The following is a 17,933-nucleotide window of genomic DNA, read 5'->3' as shown; positions in this document are numbered from 1 at the left end:
AATACTTACCCGATAGCAGGAGACATCTCATGAATACCCGACATCTCAAGCAGTTAGCGGCCCTGGCCAGCTTCGGCATGCTCGCCATGACGGCGGCGCATGCGGACGGTGAACGGATTGCGGTCTTTACCAAGAACCAGACCAATCCATACTTCCAGGCGCTGCGGCAGGGTGCGGATGCGGCGGCGAAGGGCATGAATGCAAAAACTACGCACTACATCCCTACCAAGCCGGACAGCATTCCGGAACAGATGAGCCAGATCGAAGACGTCGTCGTCAAGAAGGCTGACGCCGTGGTGTTCGTCCCGGTCGACTACAAGGCGATGGGGCCGGGCGTGAAGAAGATCAATGCTGCGAACATCCCGGTCGTCAACGTGACGGATCGCAGTGACTCCGGCAGCTTCGTCGCATTCGTCGGCGCGAGCGACTATGAACTGGGCCTGAAGACCGCGACGCATCTGTTCAAGGTCATGGACGGCAAGGGCAACCTGATCCTGCTGGAAGGTGTCAAGGGATCCGCCACCAGCATCGATCGCGTGCGCGGGGTGAAAGAGGCGCTGAAGTCGTTCCCAGGCATCAAGCTGCTGGCGTCGCAGCCTGCCAACTACCAGCGTCTGCAGGCACTGCAGGTGATGGAAAACCTGATGCAGTCATATCCGCAGATTGACGCGGTCTTCGCCGCGAACGACGCGATGGCGATCGGAGCGATCGAGGCGCTGCAAGGCGCCAATCGCAAGGCTCTGGTTTCCGGCATCAATGGCACCAAGGAAGCGATCGACGCGATCAAGAATGGCACGATGCTGGCGACCGGCGACTACAACGGCTTTGTGCAGGGCTGCCTTGGCACCATGACCGCGATCCGCAAATTGCGAGGGCTGCCGGTCCGGCAAGAAATCGTGCTGCCGGCCACCGTGATCGACAAGTCCAACTTTCAGGCACTCGATATTCCTGCTGACAAGCGCACCTGCCCCAGCTGGGAAGACGTTAGCAAAACCTGATCCCCCTTTTTATCTTGCAACTCAGGAGTAACCATCATGCGCAACCTCAATGAGGAGACCATTACCCAGGCGGTACTGGCGCGCAACATCGACATGAAGGACAGGAGGCTCCGGGAAATCATGACCAGCCTGATCCAGCACCTTCATGCCTTTGCCCGCGAAACAAGGCTGACTGAAGCTGAGTGGGCCGCCGGCATCCGGTTCCTGACCGAGGTGGGGCAGACGTGTTCGCCGACGCGGCAGGAGTTCATCCTGCTTTCCGATACCCTTGGCTTGTCGACGCTGGTCACCGCGCAGAATCACCGCAAGCCCCAGGGCTGCACCGAGGCAACCGTATTCGGGCCGTTCTATGTCGATGACGCGCCCGAATACGAGCTTGGCGCGGACGTCGGCAACGGCATGGCCGGACAACCCTGCTTCGTGAGCGGACAGGTCCGCGGGATTTCTGGCGAAGCGATTCCCGGTGCAAAGCTGGAGGTGTGGCAGGCGGACTCCGAAGGCTTCTATGATGTCCAGCTCGCGCAAGGGCATGTCCAGGGACGCGGGACACTGGTAGCCGACGCGACCGGACATTTCCACTTCAAGTCCATCGTCGCGGAAAGCTATCCGATTCCGCACGACGGACCGGTTGGCAGGATGCTTGATGCCATGGGGCGTCATCCCTGGCGGCCAGCGCACCTGCACTTCATGGTATCGGCCCCCGGTTACGAGACGCTGGTCACGCATGTATTCCGGGAGGGCGGTGAATATCTGGATAGCGATGCGGTGTTCGGTGTGCGGTCCTCGCTGATCGCGGACTGGGTAGAGCATGCGGCCGGCACGACGCCGGATGGCGATCAATCGGCTACGCCGTTCTACACGCTGGATTTCGACTTTGTACTGAATCCGGCGACCGACCAGACGCGGAGGAAGCCGTGACCATCGTCAAGCACATCGTGATGTGGAACCTGCGTGGCGACAGCGAGGGCGAAAAGCGTTCCGCGGTGGCGCGGCTCAAGTCCGCCTTCGAGAGCCTGCGCGGCCGGATTCCCGGACTTCTGCACCTTGAGATCGGCGTGGATTCAAGCCGCGTTGATTATGCGTGCGATGTCGTTCTCTATACAGAGTTCGCTTCGCGCAGCGCGCTGGAAGACTATGCAAGCCACCCTGAGCACCAGCGTGTCAAGCGCGAACTCGGTGACTTGCGGATCGCCCGATATCAGGTTGATTACATTGCCAACTAAGGAGAAGTAACAATGTTCTACGTCATTCATGCCGTCGACAAGCCGGATGCGCTGTCCCTGCGCCTGGCGAACTACGATGCGCACAAGGCCTATCTTGCACAGGCCCGCATCAAGACACTGATCTCTGGTCCACTCGTTGCTGATGACGGTGAAACCATGATCGGCTCGTTCTTCCTCGTGGAGGCAGAGAACAAGGGGGATGCCGTAGCCTTTAACGCCAATGACCCGTTTGCGCACGCCGGACTCTGGCAGCAAGTCAGCATCCATGCATTCAACAAGCGCGTCGACAATCGATAAACCCTTAACGAAGGCTTGCGCAACCCGACGTGTCGCGCAGCCTGATCCTGGCTGGAACGCAGTGAAAGTAACGTACCTGATCATCGGCGGCGGGACGGCCGGCGCAGTGCTCGCGGCGAGATTGTCGGAAGATCCCTCGGCTACGGTGTGCCTGCTCGAAGCGGGACCCGACATCCGACCGGATGCCGTGCCTTCGGACATCGATGACGACTTTCCGAGCGCGTCGCTGAATCCGGCCTATTTCTGGAAGGACTTGCGCGCGCGTCGGCGCTCCGACGGCGACGAATACCCCTATCCCCAGGCTAGGGTTCTCGGCGGGGGCTCGAGCATCAATGGCATGTGGACGCTGAGGGGACTGCCGGCCAACTACGACAGTTGGGTGAAAACCGGGGCGGCGGGCTGGGGCTGGGACGATGTTCTGCCTTACTTCCGGCGCGCCGAGGGGGATGTCGGCAGGCGACCTGGACCCGGTCAATCGGGCCCGTTCGTGATCCGCCGCCCGCCGCGCCCGGAGTGGCCGGGATTTGCGGCCGCAGCTGAGAAGGTGCTCAACGCACGAGGGTTTCAGACTATCGACGACATCAACGAGGAGCCGGGGTGTGGATTCTTCGCCATGCCTTACGCTGCAAGCGGTGGCAAGCGATCCTCGGGGGTATCGTGCTATCTGACCCGGGAAGTCCGTGCCAGGCCGAACCTGACCATCCTGGCCGATGCCACCGTCCACCACCTCGAGATCGACGGTGGCAGGGTCACCGGCGCCGTCTACGTCAGCAAAGGGGAGCGTGCCCGTGTCGCTGCCGAGGAGATTATCCTTTGCGCGGGTGGTGTCCATTCGCCTGCGATCCTGCTGCGCTCCGGTATTGGCGATGCCGAATGCCTGCGGGCACTGGGGGTTGCACCTAGGCTTCATCTCAAAGGCGTGGGACGCCATCTGCAGAACCATCCCTATCTGCAGTTCGCGATGACCATGCCGCGCCATGCGCGTCAGTCCGCGGCGCTGCGCACCTTTGCCTGCGCCGGGCTGAGGCACTCGTCGGGCCAGGCGGAGAGTCCCGATGGTGACCTGTTCCTTTCCTTGCTGGGCCGGGTCGGACCGCGCGGTTTCGGGACCGATCTCGCCATGCTCAGTGCCGCCCTGTATGCGCCGTTCTCCCGCGGCCGTGTCAGCCTGGCATCGCCGGATCCGGATGTCACCCCTTTGATCGACTTTCGGTTCTTCGACGACCCGCGTGATGCACCCCGGATGCTGCAGGCGGCTCGGCTGGTCGAAATGCTGCTGGCCGCCCCTGAGTTCGCATCTTGCTACCACGACGCCTTTATTCTGCCTCCGGTGATGGCGGCGAATCAGTTCAATCGAGGCGGTGTACGCGGGCACCTGCTTGCCTTGGGAGCGAAGGTTGCGTTGAACTCGCCGGGCTTCGTCTCGCGTGCATTGCTTGGCCGGGCACTGAAGCCGGGCAAATGGATCGCGAATCGGGCGGGGCAGCGGCGCCTTTCGGACGATGAAATTCTCGGCGCGGTGGCACCCATGGGACATGTGGCGTCTACTTGCCGGATGGGCAATGCCAGTGACCCGGACGCGGTGGTCGATGCGCATTGCCGGGTCATCGGCCTTGAGCGCCTGCGTGTCGTGGACGCTTCGGTCATGCCGTCGGTGCCAAGCGCGAATACCAACCTGCCAACCATCATGGTGGCAGAGAGGGCTGCTGACCTGATCAAGGCCCGCGTTTGATGCGGATTCCTGCCATTCGGATGACACAGGCAAGTTGCAAGCTGTACATATGACCAATTAAACACGGATTTTCATCAATGTTCGACCCGCCTTGAGGGGCGATGCAACCGGGGATCCATGCCGATATCGACGGGATTTCGTCGGTATATTGAATGGCCATTGGTCTCGACTTCGACGAGTTGGCTTTGCGTTGTCTGGCTGCAGCGGGTAATCCCTAGGTATACCAATTTGGTCATCTGTACAGATAATTTGTGTGTTGTCTGTCGCTCGCCGTAGATTTCACCGTGGAGCTACTGCGCAGACTCACAGATTGATGGCTTGTTGTCGAAACAGTAGAGGTAGAGGATGCTTGAATACTTTTCGGATTACCCCTGGAACCTGTCGCTTTCCATGGCCCTGGATATGGGCGCGAACATGGATGAGATCGACCGGGCATCCCGTTCGCTACGCGATGGAAAAATTCCGGAAGGCATGGACCCGGCCCAGGCGTTTTTTCACGCGTGGGATGACGCGGGTCAGAAGCTGGCTGCAAGCGCCGCGGGCGACGAAGAAGCCGGGCATGGCCTGACGGCGTCGGAGAAGTACCGACGCGCGGCGATCATGCTCATCACCGCGGAGCGGATGCCGCACCACAATTATCCGCCTCGTCTGGAGGCGTATGACCGCATGCTCCATTACTTTGCAAAGTATGTGGAGCTCGGCCACGTGAATTGTGAGCGCGTCATGGTTCCCTACCAAGACGCTGTATTGCCAGCTTTGCTGGTCAAGGCAGAAGGCGCAACGCCGGCACCTTGCATGGTGCACTTCAATGGCCTGGATGGCGTCAAAGAATTTTTGTTTATGTCAGGCTTCCCCGCGGCTTTGGCAAAACGCGGCATCTCTACGCTGATCGTCGACAATCCCGGAGTCGGAGAAGCGTTGCGCAAGCACGGCCTGCACAACTTCCCGGAAGCTGAGGTTCCCGCTGCGGCGTGTATCGATTATCTTGAGCGTCGCCCGGAGGTAGATCGCGATCGAATTGGCATGATTGCGCTGAGTATGGGCGGCTATCATGCACCGCGCGCCACCGCATTCGAGCCGCGCTTCAAATGCTGCGTCGCCTGGGGGGCGAACTACGACTTCGGCAAGCGCTTCCGCATGCGGCTGGAAGGTCAGGGCACGCAAAAGTCGGTTCCGCATTTTGTTGAGCACGTGCAATGGGTGCTTGGCGCGCAATCAGTGGAGGCATGTCTCGATACTGCCAGCGGCTTCACCCTGAAAGGGATTCTCGACCGTATCCGCGTGCCGATTCTTATCAACCACGGCGAGCTGGATCGTCAGGTTCCGGTGGAGTCGGCGTATCTGACCTATGAGGATTGCATCAACAGCCCGCGTCGCGAACTGCGGATCTTCACGGCCGAGGAGGGCGGCGAGCAACACTGCAGCATCGGCAACATGAGTCTTGCAACGGATTACATGGCGGACTGGATTGCCGATGTACTCGCGGCAAACCGTGCCGCCAAGTCATGACGTGCAAGCGTCGCTGCATATCAAATTGATGCAGAACCCTCACCGCGGCCTCGCAGAACTTCCTGTAGCGATGCCCGGTGAGAGCCCCTGCGGGACCCGCCAGGCAAGACGGTCATGATCTGTCAACGAGCGCCCGAAAACCGCCGGCCAGGAACGGGAGCATGCACTTGAAAGCCTGTTCCAGGTTGGTGGATTTGAACTTGCGCAGCGAAAGGCTCTCGACTCTTCCAGGTTCCGACACCAGGGCAACCATCGCGCCAACCATAAAGCTGAAGGCGTGGTAGATATCCTCTTCGGGGATTGTTGGCAAACTCCGGCGGAATTCAGCGACAAACTGACGCGCAATGGGGTCATAGTGGTCGCTGATGAACTTCGCCCAATCGGGAGAATTGGAGACGCGAGAGATCAGCAGTGAATAGTTCTTCCAGCCCTGTCCTCCGTGCGAACTCCGTTCCACGAACGGATAAACGTAACCGGTAATCAGGTCTTCGAGCGGGACAGGATTGTCGCCTGCGCGAGTTCGTGCTGCATCGAGGGCGAGAATGCGCTGATGCGCCATATAGGAAGCGCGACGTTCGATAACCTTGTTGAAGAGAACGTCCTTGGTGCCAAAGTGATACGTAACCAGAGCAATCCGGGTATCGGTTGCCTCTGCCACATCCCGCATCGAGGTCCCGTGGTATCCGTTCCTTGCAAACAATGCCTCCGCGGCATCGAGCATGCGATCGCGCGTCGCGTCCCCAGCCTTCCTCGTATTGGTCCGAATGACGCCAGGAACGCTACCTGCGGCTGGCTTGGTCCGCTCGCTTGTGGCAGCACTCGGTGAATTTTTCATCGGTATCTGAGCTATCGACTTCCACGGCCCTCTTTTGACCGGCTTTCGAAAGAATTTGGGTCAATTGTACAGCTAACGAGACCCGATATCGATTGCAGCCCGTGCTCCCGGGCCAATCTCGATACCGAGATCACTGGCTCGCACGCAGGGGCTGCCAATCGCCGCGTGAATTCCTCGCTGCGGTTCGGCCGGCCTTTGCCACTGCCGGCGACTGGTACCCAGTGGTGGGAATGCCGTCAAAAATCAATGCCGTCATGGAACATGTCGCCCAGCAGATCCGGCGCCGCGGTGCCAGGGACGGCGCCGCCACGCCTGGCCCGGCAGCTATCCCTTCGGACGCCAAGGTTCACCTGATCCCCGCAACGTCCATGCTGCAAGCATCACTTAACCATGAGCGGGCATACGTACTTTCACCTAATGCTGCATTGCGACAATTCTTTTGCTACAATCAGGGAAAACCCCATAAGGGTAATCCCGAAAAGGAAGGACGCCATGAACACCCAATCCGATATCAAGCTGACCGATCAACTGGAACGCCAACTCATCGAGCGCGAGCTCGGCACGCAAAGCCTGGGCTTCGCCCACGACGTCAAGCGCGCCATCGCCACCGTGCAATCGGTGATCGAGCGCCTGCAGAGCCAGGCCCGCAAGGCCAAGGTGGTTTACGCCAACGGCTGATCGCTGGCACTAGCAGTACGGTAGTTGCGGCCCTTCCGGGCTGCGTTGAAGAACCGGCCATACGTGCGCCCGCCCGGGTGAACGCGGCCGGTTTTGCTTTGCCTGCGGCGTTGGAGTGCTTTGTGAGCAACTCTCACAAGGCTTGCCAGTGCTTTTCGTTTTGCCGCCGCGGCGGACAGGGCTATCTTGGATGCCTTTCCGGAGTCCCGTGCGCCCATGTCCCCGCTTGTGCTGCTGTGCCTGCTGATCACCTATGTGGTCTGGGGCACGACCTATCTCGCGATCCGCTTTACGCTGGAGAGCTTTCCGCCGCTGTTCATGATGGGCACGCGCTTCCTGTGCGCGGGCCTGCTGCTGAGTGCGTGGCTGGCATGGCGCGGCACGCCGATGCCGTCGGGGCGGCAGTTGCGCCATTGCGCGGTGCCGGCGTTGTTTCTGCTGGTGGGCGGCATGGGACTCACTGCCATCGCCGAGCAGACGATTTCTTCGGGCGCCACCACGGTGATGATCGGGTCGATGCCGATCTTCGCGCTGATTTGGGGGGCGTGCTTCGGCAACCGGCCGAAGTGGTTCGAGTATGTGGCGATCGCCATTGGCAGCGCCGGCATCCTGGTGCTGACCGCGGGCGCGGAATTCCAGGTCAGTAGCGGCGGGGTGGTGGCGCTGTTGCTGGCGGTGGCAAGCTGGTCCTTCGGCTCGCAGCTGGCGCGCCGGCTCGACCTGCCGCCCGGGGCGGCGGCGTTTGCCGCGGAGATGGTGATCGGCGGCGCGGTGCTGATGGCGCTGTCGCTGCTGCGGCAGGAGCCGTGGCCGTCTTCCGTCAGCGCGCAGGCCGGCTGGGCCTGGGTCTACCTGGTGGTGGCGGGGTCCCTGGTAGCCTTCTCCGCTTACATGTACCTGGTCTCGACGGTCAGCCAGACGCTGGCGGCAAGCTATGTCTACGTGAACCCGCCGGTGGCGCTGGCCATGGGCGCATGGCTGGGCGGCGAGCAGATCGCGCCGCAGACGCTGGGCGCGGTGGTGCTGATCCTGGTGGCGCTGACGGTGCTGAGCCTGGGCACGCTGCGCGCGGCGCGGACCCAGGCAGCCTGAGCGCGCCACGCCGCCGCGGGCGCTTGCGCAATCCCGCTCAGCGGCCCGACTGCTCCTGGATCCACAGCGACAGCCGGACCTTGTAGGCCTGCTGGATATGCCGGCGCGCGATCTGCTCGGCCAGCGTCGGATCACGCTGTTCCAGCGCTTCCACCAGCGAGATGTGTTCTTCGTACGAGCTGCGCGCACGCCCCGGCACCGCCAGCGTGGTGCGCCCGAGCAGCGCCATGGACTCGTGCAGCGAGCGCAGCGTCTTCAGCAGGTAGCGGTTGTGGGCGCAGCGGTGCAGGGTCTCATGGAACAGCCGGTTGTTCAGTGCGAGCCGGTCGGGATCGTCGGCGATGGCGAGGTCGCGCTCGACGATATCGCGCAGCAGCGAGATCTCTACGTCGGTGGCGTGGCGCGCGGCCAGCGCGGCGGCGGTGCCCTCCAGCACTTCGCGCATCACGTACAGCTCGCTGACCATGCTGGCATCGAGCTGCGTCACCATCATCCCCCGATTGGGCTCGTTGACGACCAGGCCCTCGGATTCCAGCCTGGACAGCGCTTCACGCACCGGCGTGCGCGACAACCCCAGCGATTCGGCCAGTTCCACCTCGCGCAGCCGCGTGCCGGGGGAAAGCTGGCCGGCCTGGATGGCGGCGCGCAGCTGCTGGTAGGCGCGCTCCGAGCGCGGGAGCGATGCAGCCTGGCCGCTGTCGGCGGCGCCGTTGAACTCTTGAGCAATCATGTGAGGCTGGCGGATGCGGTGTAACTGTCGTAGCCAGCCATCATACCCGCTCGCGCCCGCCTGACATCACGGTGTCGCAATACGGGGTAAAGGGGCTGGCCCGGCGCCAGCCCCGCGCCGCCGGGGGCGTCAGCCCGCCGGCGACTGGAATGGGTGGTACTGGTACAGCCAGGTTTCCGACAGCGGCTTGCCGTTCAGGCGCAGGAACAGCCGCAGGTCGACCGGCTGGGCGCCCTCGGTGGTCAGGTCGAACTGGGCCCGCCAGTGCCCGGCCACGCCATTGGGCACGGCTTCGGTGAAGACATAGGAAAAACTGCCGCGCGAGGCGGTCAGCACGGCTTCGGGCTTGACGCCGAAGGGCAGTTTCTCCAGCGGCGCACCCTTGAACTCGACCATGAACTTGCGCACGCCCTTGGGCCGCGGCTGGCCTGGCTGGCCGCCGTTGCCCAGGCGCGTGGCGACGCAGCGCGCCAGCGGCGACGGGTAGGGCTCGTCGGCCGCCCAGTGCAGCCGGTAGCGCAGGCGGTAGGTGTTGCCGGCCTTGGCCGGCGCCTTCGGCACCCACATGGCGACGATATTGTCGTGGATCTCATCGTCGGTGCGCAGCTCCACCAGCTGCACCGAGCCGGCGCCCCAGCCGTCGCGCGGCTCCACCCACAGGCTGGGGCGGCGGTCGTAGTTGACGCCGTCCTGGTAGTGGTCGAACAGGCGGTCGCGCTGCAGCAGCCCGAAGCCCTTCGGGTTGTCGTCGGAGAAGGCCGAGGCGGTGGTCTGCGGCGGGTTGTTGAGCGGGCGCCAGATATGCTCGCCGGCGCCGTTCCACAGCGCCAGGCCGTCGGAGTCGTGCACTTCGGGGCGCCAGTCGACGGCGGTGCCCTTGATGCTTTCCGAGAACCAGTACATCGAGGTCAGCGGCGCCAGCCCAAGCCGCGCCACGTCCTTGCGCAGGAACAGCACGCATTCGACATCCATGATCACGGCCTTGGCGCGCTGCATGACGAAGCGGTAGGCGCCGGAAATGCTGGGCCCGTCCAGCAGCGCGTAGACCATGACGGTGTCGCTGTTGCCCTCGGGGGTCTCGAACCAGAAGTGGGTGAAGGCCGGGAATTCTTCCTGCTTGCCCGCTTCGGCGACGTCGATGGCGATGCCGCGCGCGGACAGGCCGTACTGGTACAGCTCGCCGATGGCGCGGAAATACGAGGCGCCGAGGAAGGCCACCCAGTCGTTCTTGCGCCAGTCGCGCGTTTTCTGGTCGCCCAGGCGGCTTTCCTGGAAGCGGAAGCCGGCAAAGCCGCTGCCCGGCGGCAGCTTGTGCGCGGGGCTGTCCGCCGGCATGTCGAAGTAGGCATCGTCATAGACGATCTCGCGCGCCTTGCCGGTGCCGCCCTTGGCGCGCTCGATCACATGCATGCGCACCGGGCTGCGGAAGTAGGTGCCGAGGTGGAAGAACGTGACCGGGAACTGGCCCGGGCCGCTGGCAAAGAGCGCGTCCTCGGTCCGGAAGCGGATCTTGCCGTGGGCGTCGTAGTCGATGCGGGACAGCACGTCTGCCGGTGGCGCGGGCGGCGGCGCGTAAGGCTTGCCGGCCAGCGCGCGGGCGCGGTCGATCAGGGCGTCGAAGCCGAACGGCTGGGCCTCGCCTAGCTTGATCCGGCTGGCTGCCAGTACCGATGGGGTAATGCCGAGGGCGGCAAGCGCGGCTGAGGCGGTGGCAGAGACCAGCAGGGTTCGGCGATTCATCATGTGGCGAAAGCGTCCTTTTATTGTCCGGGTTTGTGCAGAACTGTAAAAGACGCCGCCGCCGCGGAAAAGTTCGGACACCCTCTGTTACAGCGGGTGGCGCCGGTGCCTCACGGCATCTCGCGCACCTCGCTCGCCGCGCGGCGCTGGCGCCGCCGCTGCCGCGCCAGCATGTTCAGCCCCTCGACCGCCGCCGAGAATGCCATCGCCGTATAGATATAGCCCTTCGGCACGTGCGTGCCGAGGCCTTCGGCGATCAGCGTCATGCCGATCATCATCAGAAACGCCAGCGCCAGCATCACGATGGTGGGATTGCGGTTGATGAAGTTGGCCAGCGGCGTCGCCGCGAACAGCATCGCCATCACCGCCGCGATGACGGCCACGAACATGATCTGCACGTGCTCGGTCATGCCCACCGCGGTGATGATGCTGTCAATCGAAAACACCAGGTCCAGCACCAGAATCTGGCCGATGGCCGAGGCAAAGCTGTGCACTGCCGTGGCCGTGCCGCCTTCCGCGGCTTCTTCGGCGGCGTTGACGTGCTGGTGGATTTCGCGCGTGGCCTTCCATACCAGGAAGCCGCCGCCCCCGATCAGGATCAGGTCGCGCCACGACAGGCCATGGCCCAGCACGCTGAAGACCGGTTGGGTCAGCGTGACGATGAAGGCGATGGTAGCCAGGAGGCCCAGGCGCATCAGCAGCGCCAGGCTGATGCCGATCTTGCGGGCCTTCTCCCGCATCTCCAGCGGCAGCTTGTTGGTCAGGATCGAGATAAAGATCAGGTTATCGATCCCGAGCACGATTTCCATGGCCACCAGCGTGGCCAGTGCCGCCCAGGCGGCGGGATCCTGCAGCAATGCCAACGTCGCTTCCATGAAGGCTCCGGAGTGATGGGAGGGCGCATGCAGGCTTCATGTTAGCGCAGCGTCGCTTGGCCGCGCAGCCTGTCACATAAAGATAAAGGGTGCCGGCTCAGGTTGCCATGTGCTGCTATGGAATATAGTATGTGATATATCAAAAGATCCAATCGAGCCATCAAGGAGGCAGCATGAAAGTCTGTATCTACGGCGCCGGAGCGATCGGCGGCTATGTCGGCGCGCAAATGGCGCGCGCCGGGGCGGAGGTCAGCTTCGTCGCGCGCGGACCCCACCTCGCGGCGATGCAGGAGCACGGCGTCAAGCTGCTGATCGACGGCGAGGAGCGCGTCGCCCGGGTGCGCTGCACCAGCGATCCGCATGAGCTCGGGCACCAGGATTATGTGTTCATCACCCTCAAGGCGCATTCGGTGCCCGGGGTAGTAGACCAGATGCAGCCGCTGCTGGGTCCCGAAACGGCGATCGTGACCGGCGTCAACGGCATTCCTTACTGGTACTTCTACAAGCACGGCGGCGATCTGGCCGGGCGCACGCTGGAAAGCGTCGATCCGGGCGGGCGCCAGTGGCAACGCCTGGGCCCGGAGCGGGCCATCGGCTGCGTGGTCTATCCGGCCGCGGAAATCATCGCGCCGGGCGTGATCAAGCATGTCTACGGCAAGAAATTTCCGCTCGGTGAGCCAGATGGCAGCCGCTCCGCGCGCGTGACCCGGCTCAGCGAAATGATGATGGCCGCCGACCTGGATGCTCCCGTGCGCGACAATATCCGCGACGAGATCTGGCTCAAGCTGTGGGGCAACCTGTGCTTCAACCCGATCAGCGCGCTGACCCACGCCACGCTGGACGTCATTACCGCCGATCCGGCCACGCGCGCGCTGTCGCGCCAGATGATGGTGGAGGCGCAGGGCATCGCCGAGCGCTTCGGGGTGAAGTTCCGCGTCGACGTGGAGCGGCGCATCAACGGCGCCGGCGCCGTCGGCGCGCACAAGACCTCGATGCTGCAGGACCTGGAGGCGGGGCGGGCCATGGAAATCGACCCGCTGCTGACGGTGGTGCAGGAAATGGGGCGGCTGGTGGGTGCGCCGACTCCGATGTGCGACGCCGTACTGGGCCTGATCAAGCAGCGCGATGCGATGGCGAAGCTGGCCGCCTGAGCAGCACGGGACGCCTCGGGGTCGGGCGTCCCACCGCAGCGGGAGCCGGGCACGCAACGTGACGCACGCCCGGCTTGCAAAGTCCGAAGGCAGGGCGATTGTGATATACCATATACGACAGGCCGCGCACCGCTTCTGTGCCGATGCATGTGGACTGCGCATCGTTTGATGCGCTTTCATAATGGATCGGGCGTTTTTGCTAAGCTGTGCAGCAATGCGGCGGGCAGCCATTCCGGCCGCCCGGCCGCCGGTCTCACACGAGCACATCCATGTCTGCGCAAAGCCAATCCATCGTCCAGCCCAACGGGCTGTCCCTGTCGGTACAACCGATCAACGCCGGCGCCAGCCTGCGCGACCAGGCCTACGCCATGTTGCGGCAGGCCATTGCCGACGCCGACATCTACCAGTCGCGCGACGAGATCCGGCTGGACGAGCGCGTGCTGAGCGAGGCCATGGGCGTGAGCCGCACGCCGATCCGCGAGGCCATGACGTTGCTGGAGCAGGAGGGCTTCCTGCGCACGGTACCGCGACGTGGCATCTACATCATGCGCAAGACCAAGCGCGAGATCGTCGAGATGATCCAGATGTGGGCCGCGCTCGAAAGCATGGCGGCCCGGCTGGCCACCGAGAACGCCACCGACGCCGAGATCGCGCAGTTGCGCAGCATGTTCGACAGCTTCCGTGACTCCACCCCGGCCGAGCATATCGAAGAGTATTCCGACGCCAATATCGCGTTCCACCAGGCGATCGTGCAGCTGTCCAAATCGCAGATCATCATGGACACAATCCGCAACATCTTTATCCATGTGCGCGCGATCCGGAAGATGACGATCTCGCAGAGCGACCGCGCGGCACGCTCGATCGTGGACCACCTGCGCATCATCGAGGCGCTGGAGAGGCGGGACACCGAACTCGCCGAGCGGCTGGTGCGGCAGCATTCGCTGGACCTCGCGGACTACGTGGAGAAGCACTGCGATTTTCTGGACTGAAGCAGCCGGCAATCCGGTGCAAGAGACGGCGGACTTCGGTCCGCCGTTTTGCTTTTCGACGGTGTTTGCTTGCACGACGCCATTTCGCTAAATGGTGTGTGATATATCAATGTGAAAAGGCAAGCCGCCTTTATGCCATCCCGCTACTGAAAACGCCGGTCTTTATGCCTTGCGCGTCTGGATGGCAGCTCTCTGCTGCGTCGCATCGTCGATATTTACGCCGGAAGCGCCAAACTCCTCTTGCTCTCTTCTGATATATCACATACCGTATGTCATCAGAGACTACAAATAGCGGAAGAGGAGACCCTTCGCAATGGAAACCAAAGCCCTGCAAGGAGTGCGCATCCTGGACATGACCCACGTCCAGGCGGGCCCGTCGGCGACGCAGTTGATGGCGTGGCTGGGCGCGGACGTGATCAAGGTGGAGATGCCGGGACGCGGCGACATTACGCGCAGCCAGTTGCGCGACGTGCCGAACGCCGACAGCCTGTACTTCACCATGCTGAACTCCAACAAGCGCAGCCTGACGCTGAACATGAAGACGCCCGAAGGCAAGGCCCTGCTCGAAGACCTGATCCAGCGCAGCGACGTGCTGATCGAGAACTTCGGCCCGGGCGTGCTGGCGCGCGCGGGCTTCGACTGGGACCACATGCAGGACCTGAATCCGCGACTGGTCTACGCCTCGATCAAGGGCTTTGGCCCGGGCCCGTACGCGGACTGCAAGGCCTATGAGAACGTGGCGCAGTGCATGGGCGGCTCGGCTTCGACCACCGGCGACGCCGACGGCGTGCCCACGGTGACCGGCGCGCAGATCGGCGACTCCGGCACCGGTGTGCATGCCGTGGTCGGCATCCTGGCCGCGCTGCTGCATCGCGAGCACACCGGCCGCGGCCAGCGCGTGGAAGTGGCGATGCAGGACGCGGTGCTGAACCTGTGCCGGGTCAAGCTGCGCGACCAGCAGCGCCTGGCCAACGGCCCGCTGCGCGAGTATCCCAACCAGGAGTTCGGCGACCACGTGCCGCGCGCGGGCAATGCGTCGGGCGGCGGGCAGCCGGGCGCGGCGCTGCGCTGCGCCCCGGGCGGTCCCAACGACTATGTCTACGTCATCATCCAGCCGCAGGGCTGGGAGCCGCTGATGCGCCTGTGCGGGCGCGAGGATCTGATCACCAACCCGGACTACGCCACGCCGGAAGCGCGCCTCAAGCACCTGGCCGACTGCTTCGCCGTGATCGAGAAATGGACGCGCAGCCTCAGCAAGTTCGAGGTGATGGCGGCGCTGAACGAGGTCGATGTGCCGTGCGGCCCGATCCTGTCGATGAAGGACCTGATCGAGGACGAGTCGCTGTACCAGCGCGGCTACCTGGTGGAACTGGAGCATCCGCAGCGCGGCAACTACGTGCAGCTTGGCTGCCCGATCACGCTGTCGGCCTCGCCGGTGCAGGTGGAACGCTCGCCGCTGCTGGGCGAGCACACCGAGGAGATCCTCGAGTGGCTCGGCCGCACCCCGGCGCAGATCGCCGCGATGAAGCTGGCCGGCGCGGTATGAGCGCATGAGCCCGGCCTGATGTCATTCCCGTCATTCCCGCGCGTGCGGGAATGACCCGCGGCGGCCGCGCGCCGTCATGCCTACCCCTTTTCCGAAGATCCCTGAACCGACATCGGCGCAGGCGGGGCCTCGCTTTGCCCGCGCAAGGAGCATGCTGTGCAAACCTGGATTCGTTTCCGCCGCGCCGACGGCAGCATCGGCCATGGCCGCCTGGATGAGGCCAACCCCAACCGCGTCGTGGAATATGACCGCGACGGCTTTGACAACCCCAGGCCCACCGGCGCCGTGCACGACCGCGCCGCGCTGACGCTGCTGGCACCGTGCGCGCCGGGCAAGGTGGTGGCGCTGTGGAACAACTTCCACGCGCTGGCGCGCAAGCTTGAGAAGCCGGTGCCGACGCACCCGCTGTTCCTGATCAAGCCAGCCTCGTCGCTGGCCGGGCCCAACGACGCCGTGCAGCGCCCCAAGAGCTATGACGGCAAGATCGTCTACGAGGGCGAGCTGGGCATCGTCATCGGCAAGAAGGCGCGCAACGTGACGGTAGCGGAGGCCGGCGCGCATATCTTCGGCTACACCATCGTCAACGACGTGACCGCGGCCGAGCTGATCACGGCCGATCCCAATTTCCCGCAATGGACCCGCGCCAAGGGCTTCGACACCTTCGGCTGCATCGGCCCGGCCATCGTCACCGGCTTCCCCTGGAAGGGCGCCAGCGTGGTCACGCGGCTGGACGGGGTGGAGCGGCAGAACTATCCGCTGTCGGACATGATCTTCTCGCCAGAGGAACAGGTCAGCCGCATCTCGCAGGACCTGACGCTGATGCCGGGCGATGTGATTGCCGTGGGCACTTCGCTGGGCGTGGGTTCGATGAAGGACGGCGCCGTGGTCGAGGTGTCGATCGCCGGCATCGGCTCGCTGGTCAACCACGTGCGCGGCTGAGCCGGCGCCCATTCCTTTCCTGAAACGGTGAATGCCATGCCAATGACGATCGGTGTGCCGCGCGAGGTCCACCCGGGCGAGCGGCGCGTTGCCGCCACCCCGGACTCGGTCAAGGAACTGCTCAAGCTCGGCTACCAGGTGGTAGTGGAGACCGGCGCCGGGCTGGAAGCGTCGTTCTCGGACGACGACTACCGCGCCGCCGGCGCCGCCATCGTCGACGCGGCCAGCCTGTGGGCTTCGGTCGACGTGGTGGTCAAGGTGCGCCCGCCGCAGGTCCACCCCAGCCTGGGCGTGGAAGAAGCCGCGCTCCTGAAGAAGCACGCCACGCTGATCGGCTTTGTCTGGCCGGCGCAGCAGATGCCGATGCTCGAGCGCCTGGCGCAGCGCGGCGCCACGGTGCTGGCGATGGACTGCGTGCCGCGCATCTCGCGCGCGCAGAAGCTGGATGCGCTCAGCTCGATGGCCAATATGGCCGGCTACCGCGCGGTGATCGAAGCCGCGCACGCTTTCGGCCGGCCCTTCGCCGGGCAGATCACCGCCGCCGGCAAGATCCCGCCGGCGCGGGTGCTGGTGATCGGCGCGGGCGTGGCGGGGCTGGCGGCGATCGGCGCGGCGCGCAGCCTGGGAGCGGTGGTGCGCGCCTTCGATACGCGGCCGGTGGTGCGCCAGCAGATCGAGAGCCTGGGCGCGGAGTTCCTCACGGTCGAGATCGAAGAAGATGGCAGCGGCAGCGGCGGCTATGCCAAGGAAATGAGCCCGGCCTTCATCGAAGCGGAGATGCGCCTCTTTGCCGAGCAGGCGCGCGAGGTCGACATCATCATCACCACCGCGCTGATCCCGGGCAAGCCGGCGCCCAGGCTGCTGGAGGCCGGCACCGTCGGGCTGATGCGCGCCGGCAGCGTGGTGGTCGACCTGGCCGCCGAGCAGGGCGGCAACTGCGTGCTGACCGTGCCCGGCGAAAGCGTGCGCCGCGACGGCGTCACCATCATCGGCTACACCGACCTGCCCAGCCGCATGGCGGCGCAGGCGAGCCAGCTCTATGGCACCAATATCCGCCACCTGCTGAGCGAGCTGACGCCGGGCAAGGACGGCCAGCTGGTGGTGGACATGGACGACGAGATGATCCGCGGCGCGACCGTGCTGCACCAGGGCGCGGTGACCTGGCCGCCACCGCCGCTGACGGTGGCGGTGCCGCAGCAGCAGGCGCCGGCGGCGGTCCCGGCGCCGGCCGAAGCCGCGCCGCCGCGCAGCCGCACCGGCACGACGCTGATTGCCCTGGCACTGGCGGTTGCTGCGCTGCTCGGACTTGGGGCGGTCGCGCCGCCGGCGTTCATGGCGCATTTCACGGTGTTCGTGCTGGCGATCTTCGTCGGCTACCAGGTGGTGTGGAACGTGACCGCGGCGCTGCACACGCCGCTGATGAGCGTGACCAATGCCATCAGCGGGATCATCGTGGTGGGGGCGCTGGTGCAGCTGGGCAAGCCGTCGCTGCTGACGGCGGTGATCGCCGGCTGCGCGGTGCTGGTGGCCACCATCAATATCGCCGGGGGCTTCCTGGTGACGCAGCGCATGCTGAAGATGTTCCAGCGCGACTAAGGC

The 17,933-nt window shown here is 64.4% G+C and carries 17 protein-coding genes; 13 read left to right on the top strand and 4 right to left on the bottom strand.

Going from position 1 to position 17,933, the window contains the following annotated elements:
- Positions 1-29: 29 nt before the first annotated feature.
- The 6 genes from CBM2588_RS23435 to CBM2588_RS23410 all read left to right on the top strand — a co-directional run bounded on the left by CBM2588_RS23435 (position 30) and on the right by CBM2588_RS23410 (position 5,759).
- Positions 30-998, top strand: a complete 969-nt coding sequence (locus tag CBM2588_RS23435; RefSeq protein ID WP_115682719.1) for a sugar ABC transporter substrate-binding protein — start codon at positions 30-32, stop codon at positions 996-998.
- A gap of 36 nt (positions 999-1,034) precedes the next feature.
- A complete protein-coding gene (locus tag CBM2588_RS23430; RefSeq protein ID WP_115682718.1) occupies positions 1,035-1,916 on the top strand; it encodes an intradiol ring-cleavage dioxygenase in 882 nt (293 codons plus the stop codon).
- Entirely contained in the window at positions 1,913-2,221 is a 309-nt protein-coding gene (locus tag CBM2588_RS23425) for a Dabb family protein (RefSeq protein ID WP_115682717.1), read from the top strand. The genes CBM2588_RS23430 and CBM2588_RS23425 overlap by 4 nt, the downstream gene beginning before the upstream one ends.
- Before the next feature lie 12 nt (positions 2,222-2,233).
- On the top strand, positions 2,234-2,518 hold the full coding sequence (locus CBM2588_RS23420; protein WP_115682716.1) for a YciI family protein: 285 nt from the start codon (positions 2,234-2,236) through the stop codon (positions 2,516-2,518).
- Between the two features lie 61 nt (positions 2,519-2,579).
- On the top strand, positions 2,580-4,250 hold the full coding sequence (locus tag CBM2588_RS23415; RefSeq protein WP_115682715.1) for a GMC family oxidoreductase: 1,671 nt from the start codon (positions 2,580-2,582) through the stop codon (positions 4,248-4,250).
- A gap of 345 nt (positions 4,251-4,595) precedes the next feature.
- Entirely contained in the window at positions 4,596-5,759 is a 1,164-nt protein-coding gene (locus CBM2588_RS23410) for an alpha/beta hydrolase family protein (protein ID WP_115682714.1), read from the top strand.
- 112 nt (positions 5,760-5,871) lie between these two features.
- Here CBM2588_RS23410 and CBM2588_RS23405 read toward each other — a convergent pair whose 3' ends face one another.
- Positions 5,872-6,480 (bottom strand): TetR/AcrR family transcriptional regulator, encoded by a 609-nt coding sequence (locus CBM2588_RS23405; protein WP_172581824.1) that lies wholly within the window; start codon positions 6,478-6,480, stop codon positions 5,872-5,874.
- A 606-nt stretch (positions 6,481-7,086) separates the two neighbouring features.
- Between CBM2588_RS23405 and CBM2588_RS23400 the strand changes: the two genes are divergently transcribed.
- Positions 7,087-7,272, top strand: coding sequence for a hypothetical protein (locus CBM2588_RS23400; protein ID WP_062802878.1), 186 nt, complete (start codon positions 7,087-7,089; stop codon positions 7,270-7,272).
- A 216-nt stretch (positions 7,273-7,488) separates the two neighbouring features.
- The gene (locus tag CBM2588_RS23395; RefSeq protein ID WP_115682712.1) at positions 7,489-8,364 is read left to right on the top strand and encodes an EamA family transporter; all 876 of its coding nucleotides are present in this window, start codon (positions 7,489-7,491) and stop codon (positions 8,362-8,364) included.
- Positions 8,365-8,401: 37 nt separating this feature from the next.
- Here CBM2588_RS23395 and CBM2588_RS23390 read toward each other — a convergent pair whose 3' ends face one another.
- The 3 genes from CBM2588_RS23390 to CBM2588_RS23380 form a co-directional block, all read right to left on the bottom strand.
- On the bottom strand, positions 8,402-9,094 hold the full coding sequence (locus CBM2588_RS23390) for a GntR family transcriptional regulator (RefSeq protein ID WP_115682711.1): 693 nt from the start codon (positions 9,092-9,094) through the stop codon (positions 8,402-8,404).
- Between the two features lie 129 nt (positions 9,095-9,223).
- On the bottom strand, positions 9,224-10,837 hold the full coding sequence (locus tag CBM2588_RS23385) for a glucan biosynthesis protein (protein ID WP_115682710.1): 1,614 nt from the start codon (positions 10,835-10,837) through the stop codon (positions 9,224-9,226).
- Between the two features lie 107 nt (positions 10,838-10,944).
- The gene (locus CBM2588_RS23380) at positions 10,945-11,709 is read right to left on the bottom strand and encodes a TerC family protein (protein ID WP_115682709.1); all 765 of its coding nucleotides are present in this window, start codon (positions 11,707-11,709) and stop codon (positions 10,945-10,947) included.
- 173 nt (positions 11,710-11,882) lie between these two features.
- Between CBM2588_RS23380 and CBM2588_RS23375 the strand changes: the two genes are divergently transcribed.
- The 5 genes from CBM2588_RS23375 to CBM2588_RS23355 all read left to right on the top strand — a co-directional run bounded on the left by CBM2588_RS23375 (position 11,883) and on the right by CBM2588_RS23355 (position 17,930).
- A complete protein-coding gene (locus CBM2588_RS23375) occupies positions 11,883-12,860 on the top strand; it encodes a 2-dehydropantoate 2-reductase (protein WP_115682708.1) in 978 nt (325 codons plus the stop codon).
- A 269-nt stretch (positions 12,861-13,129) separates the two neighbouring features.
- On the top strand, positions 13,130-13,849 hold the full coding sequence (locus CBM2588_RS23370; protein ID WP_012356329.1) for a GntR family transcriptional regulator: 720 nt from the start codon (positions 13,130-13,132) through the stop codon (positions 13,847-13,849).
- 313 nt (positions 13,850-14,162) lie between these two features.
- The gene (gene frc / locus CBM2588_RS23365; protein ID WP_115682707.1) at positions 14,163-15,395 is read left to right on the top strand and encodes a formyl-CoA transferase; all 1,233 of its coding nucleotides are present in this window, start codon (positions 14,163-14,165) and stop codon (positions 15,393-15,395) included.
- A 156-nt stretch (positions 15,396-15,551) separates the two neighbouring features.
- The gene (locus tag CBM2588_RS23360; protein ID WP_115682706.1) at positions 15,552-16,334 is read left to right on the top strand and encodes a fumarylacetoacetate hydrolase family protein; all 783 of its coding nucleotides are present in this window, start codon (positions 15,552-15,554) and stop codon (positions 16,332-16,334) included.
- A 36-nt stretch (positions 16,335-16,370) separates the two neighbouring features.
- Positions 16,371-17,930: a Re/Si-specific NAD(P)(+) transhydrogenase subunit alpha gene (locus CBM2588_RS23355; protein WP_115682705.1), complete on the top strand. Its 1,560-nt coding sequence runs from the start codon at positions 16,371-16,373 to the stop codon at positions 17,928-17,930.
- The last annotated feature ends 3 nt before the right edge of the window (positions 17,931-17,933 follow it).

Origin of the sequence: Cupriavidus taiwanensis (genome assembly GCF_900250075.1) — a bacterium.
Classification (GTDB): domain Bacteria; phylum Pseudomonadota; class Gammaproteobacteria; order Burkholderiales; family Burkholderiaceae; genus Cupriavidus; species Cupriavidus taiwanensis_C.
Note: the sequence above shows the minus strand (reverse complement) of the source record. Positions and strands in the feature narration are given on the sequence as shown.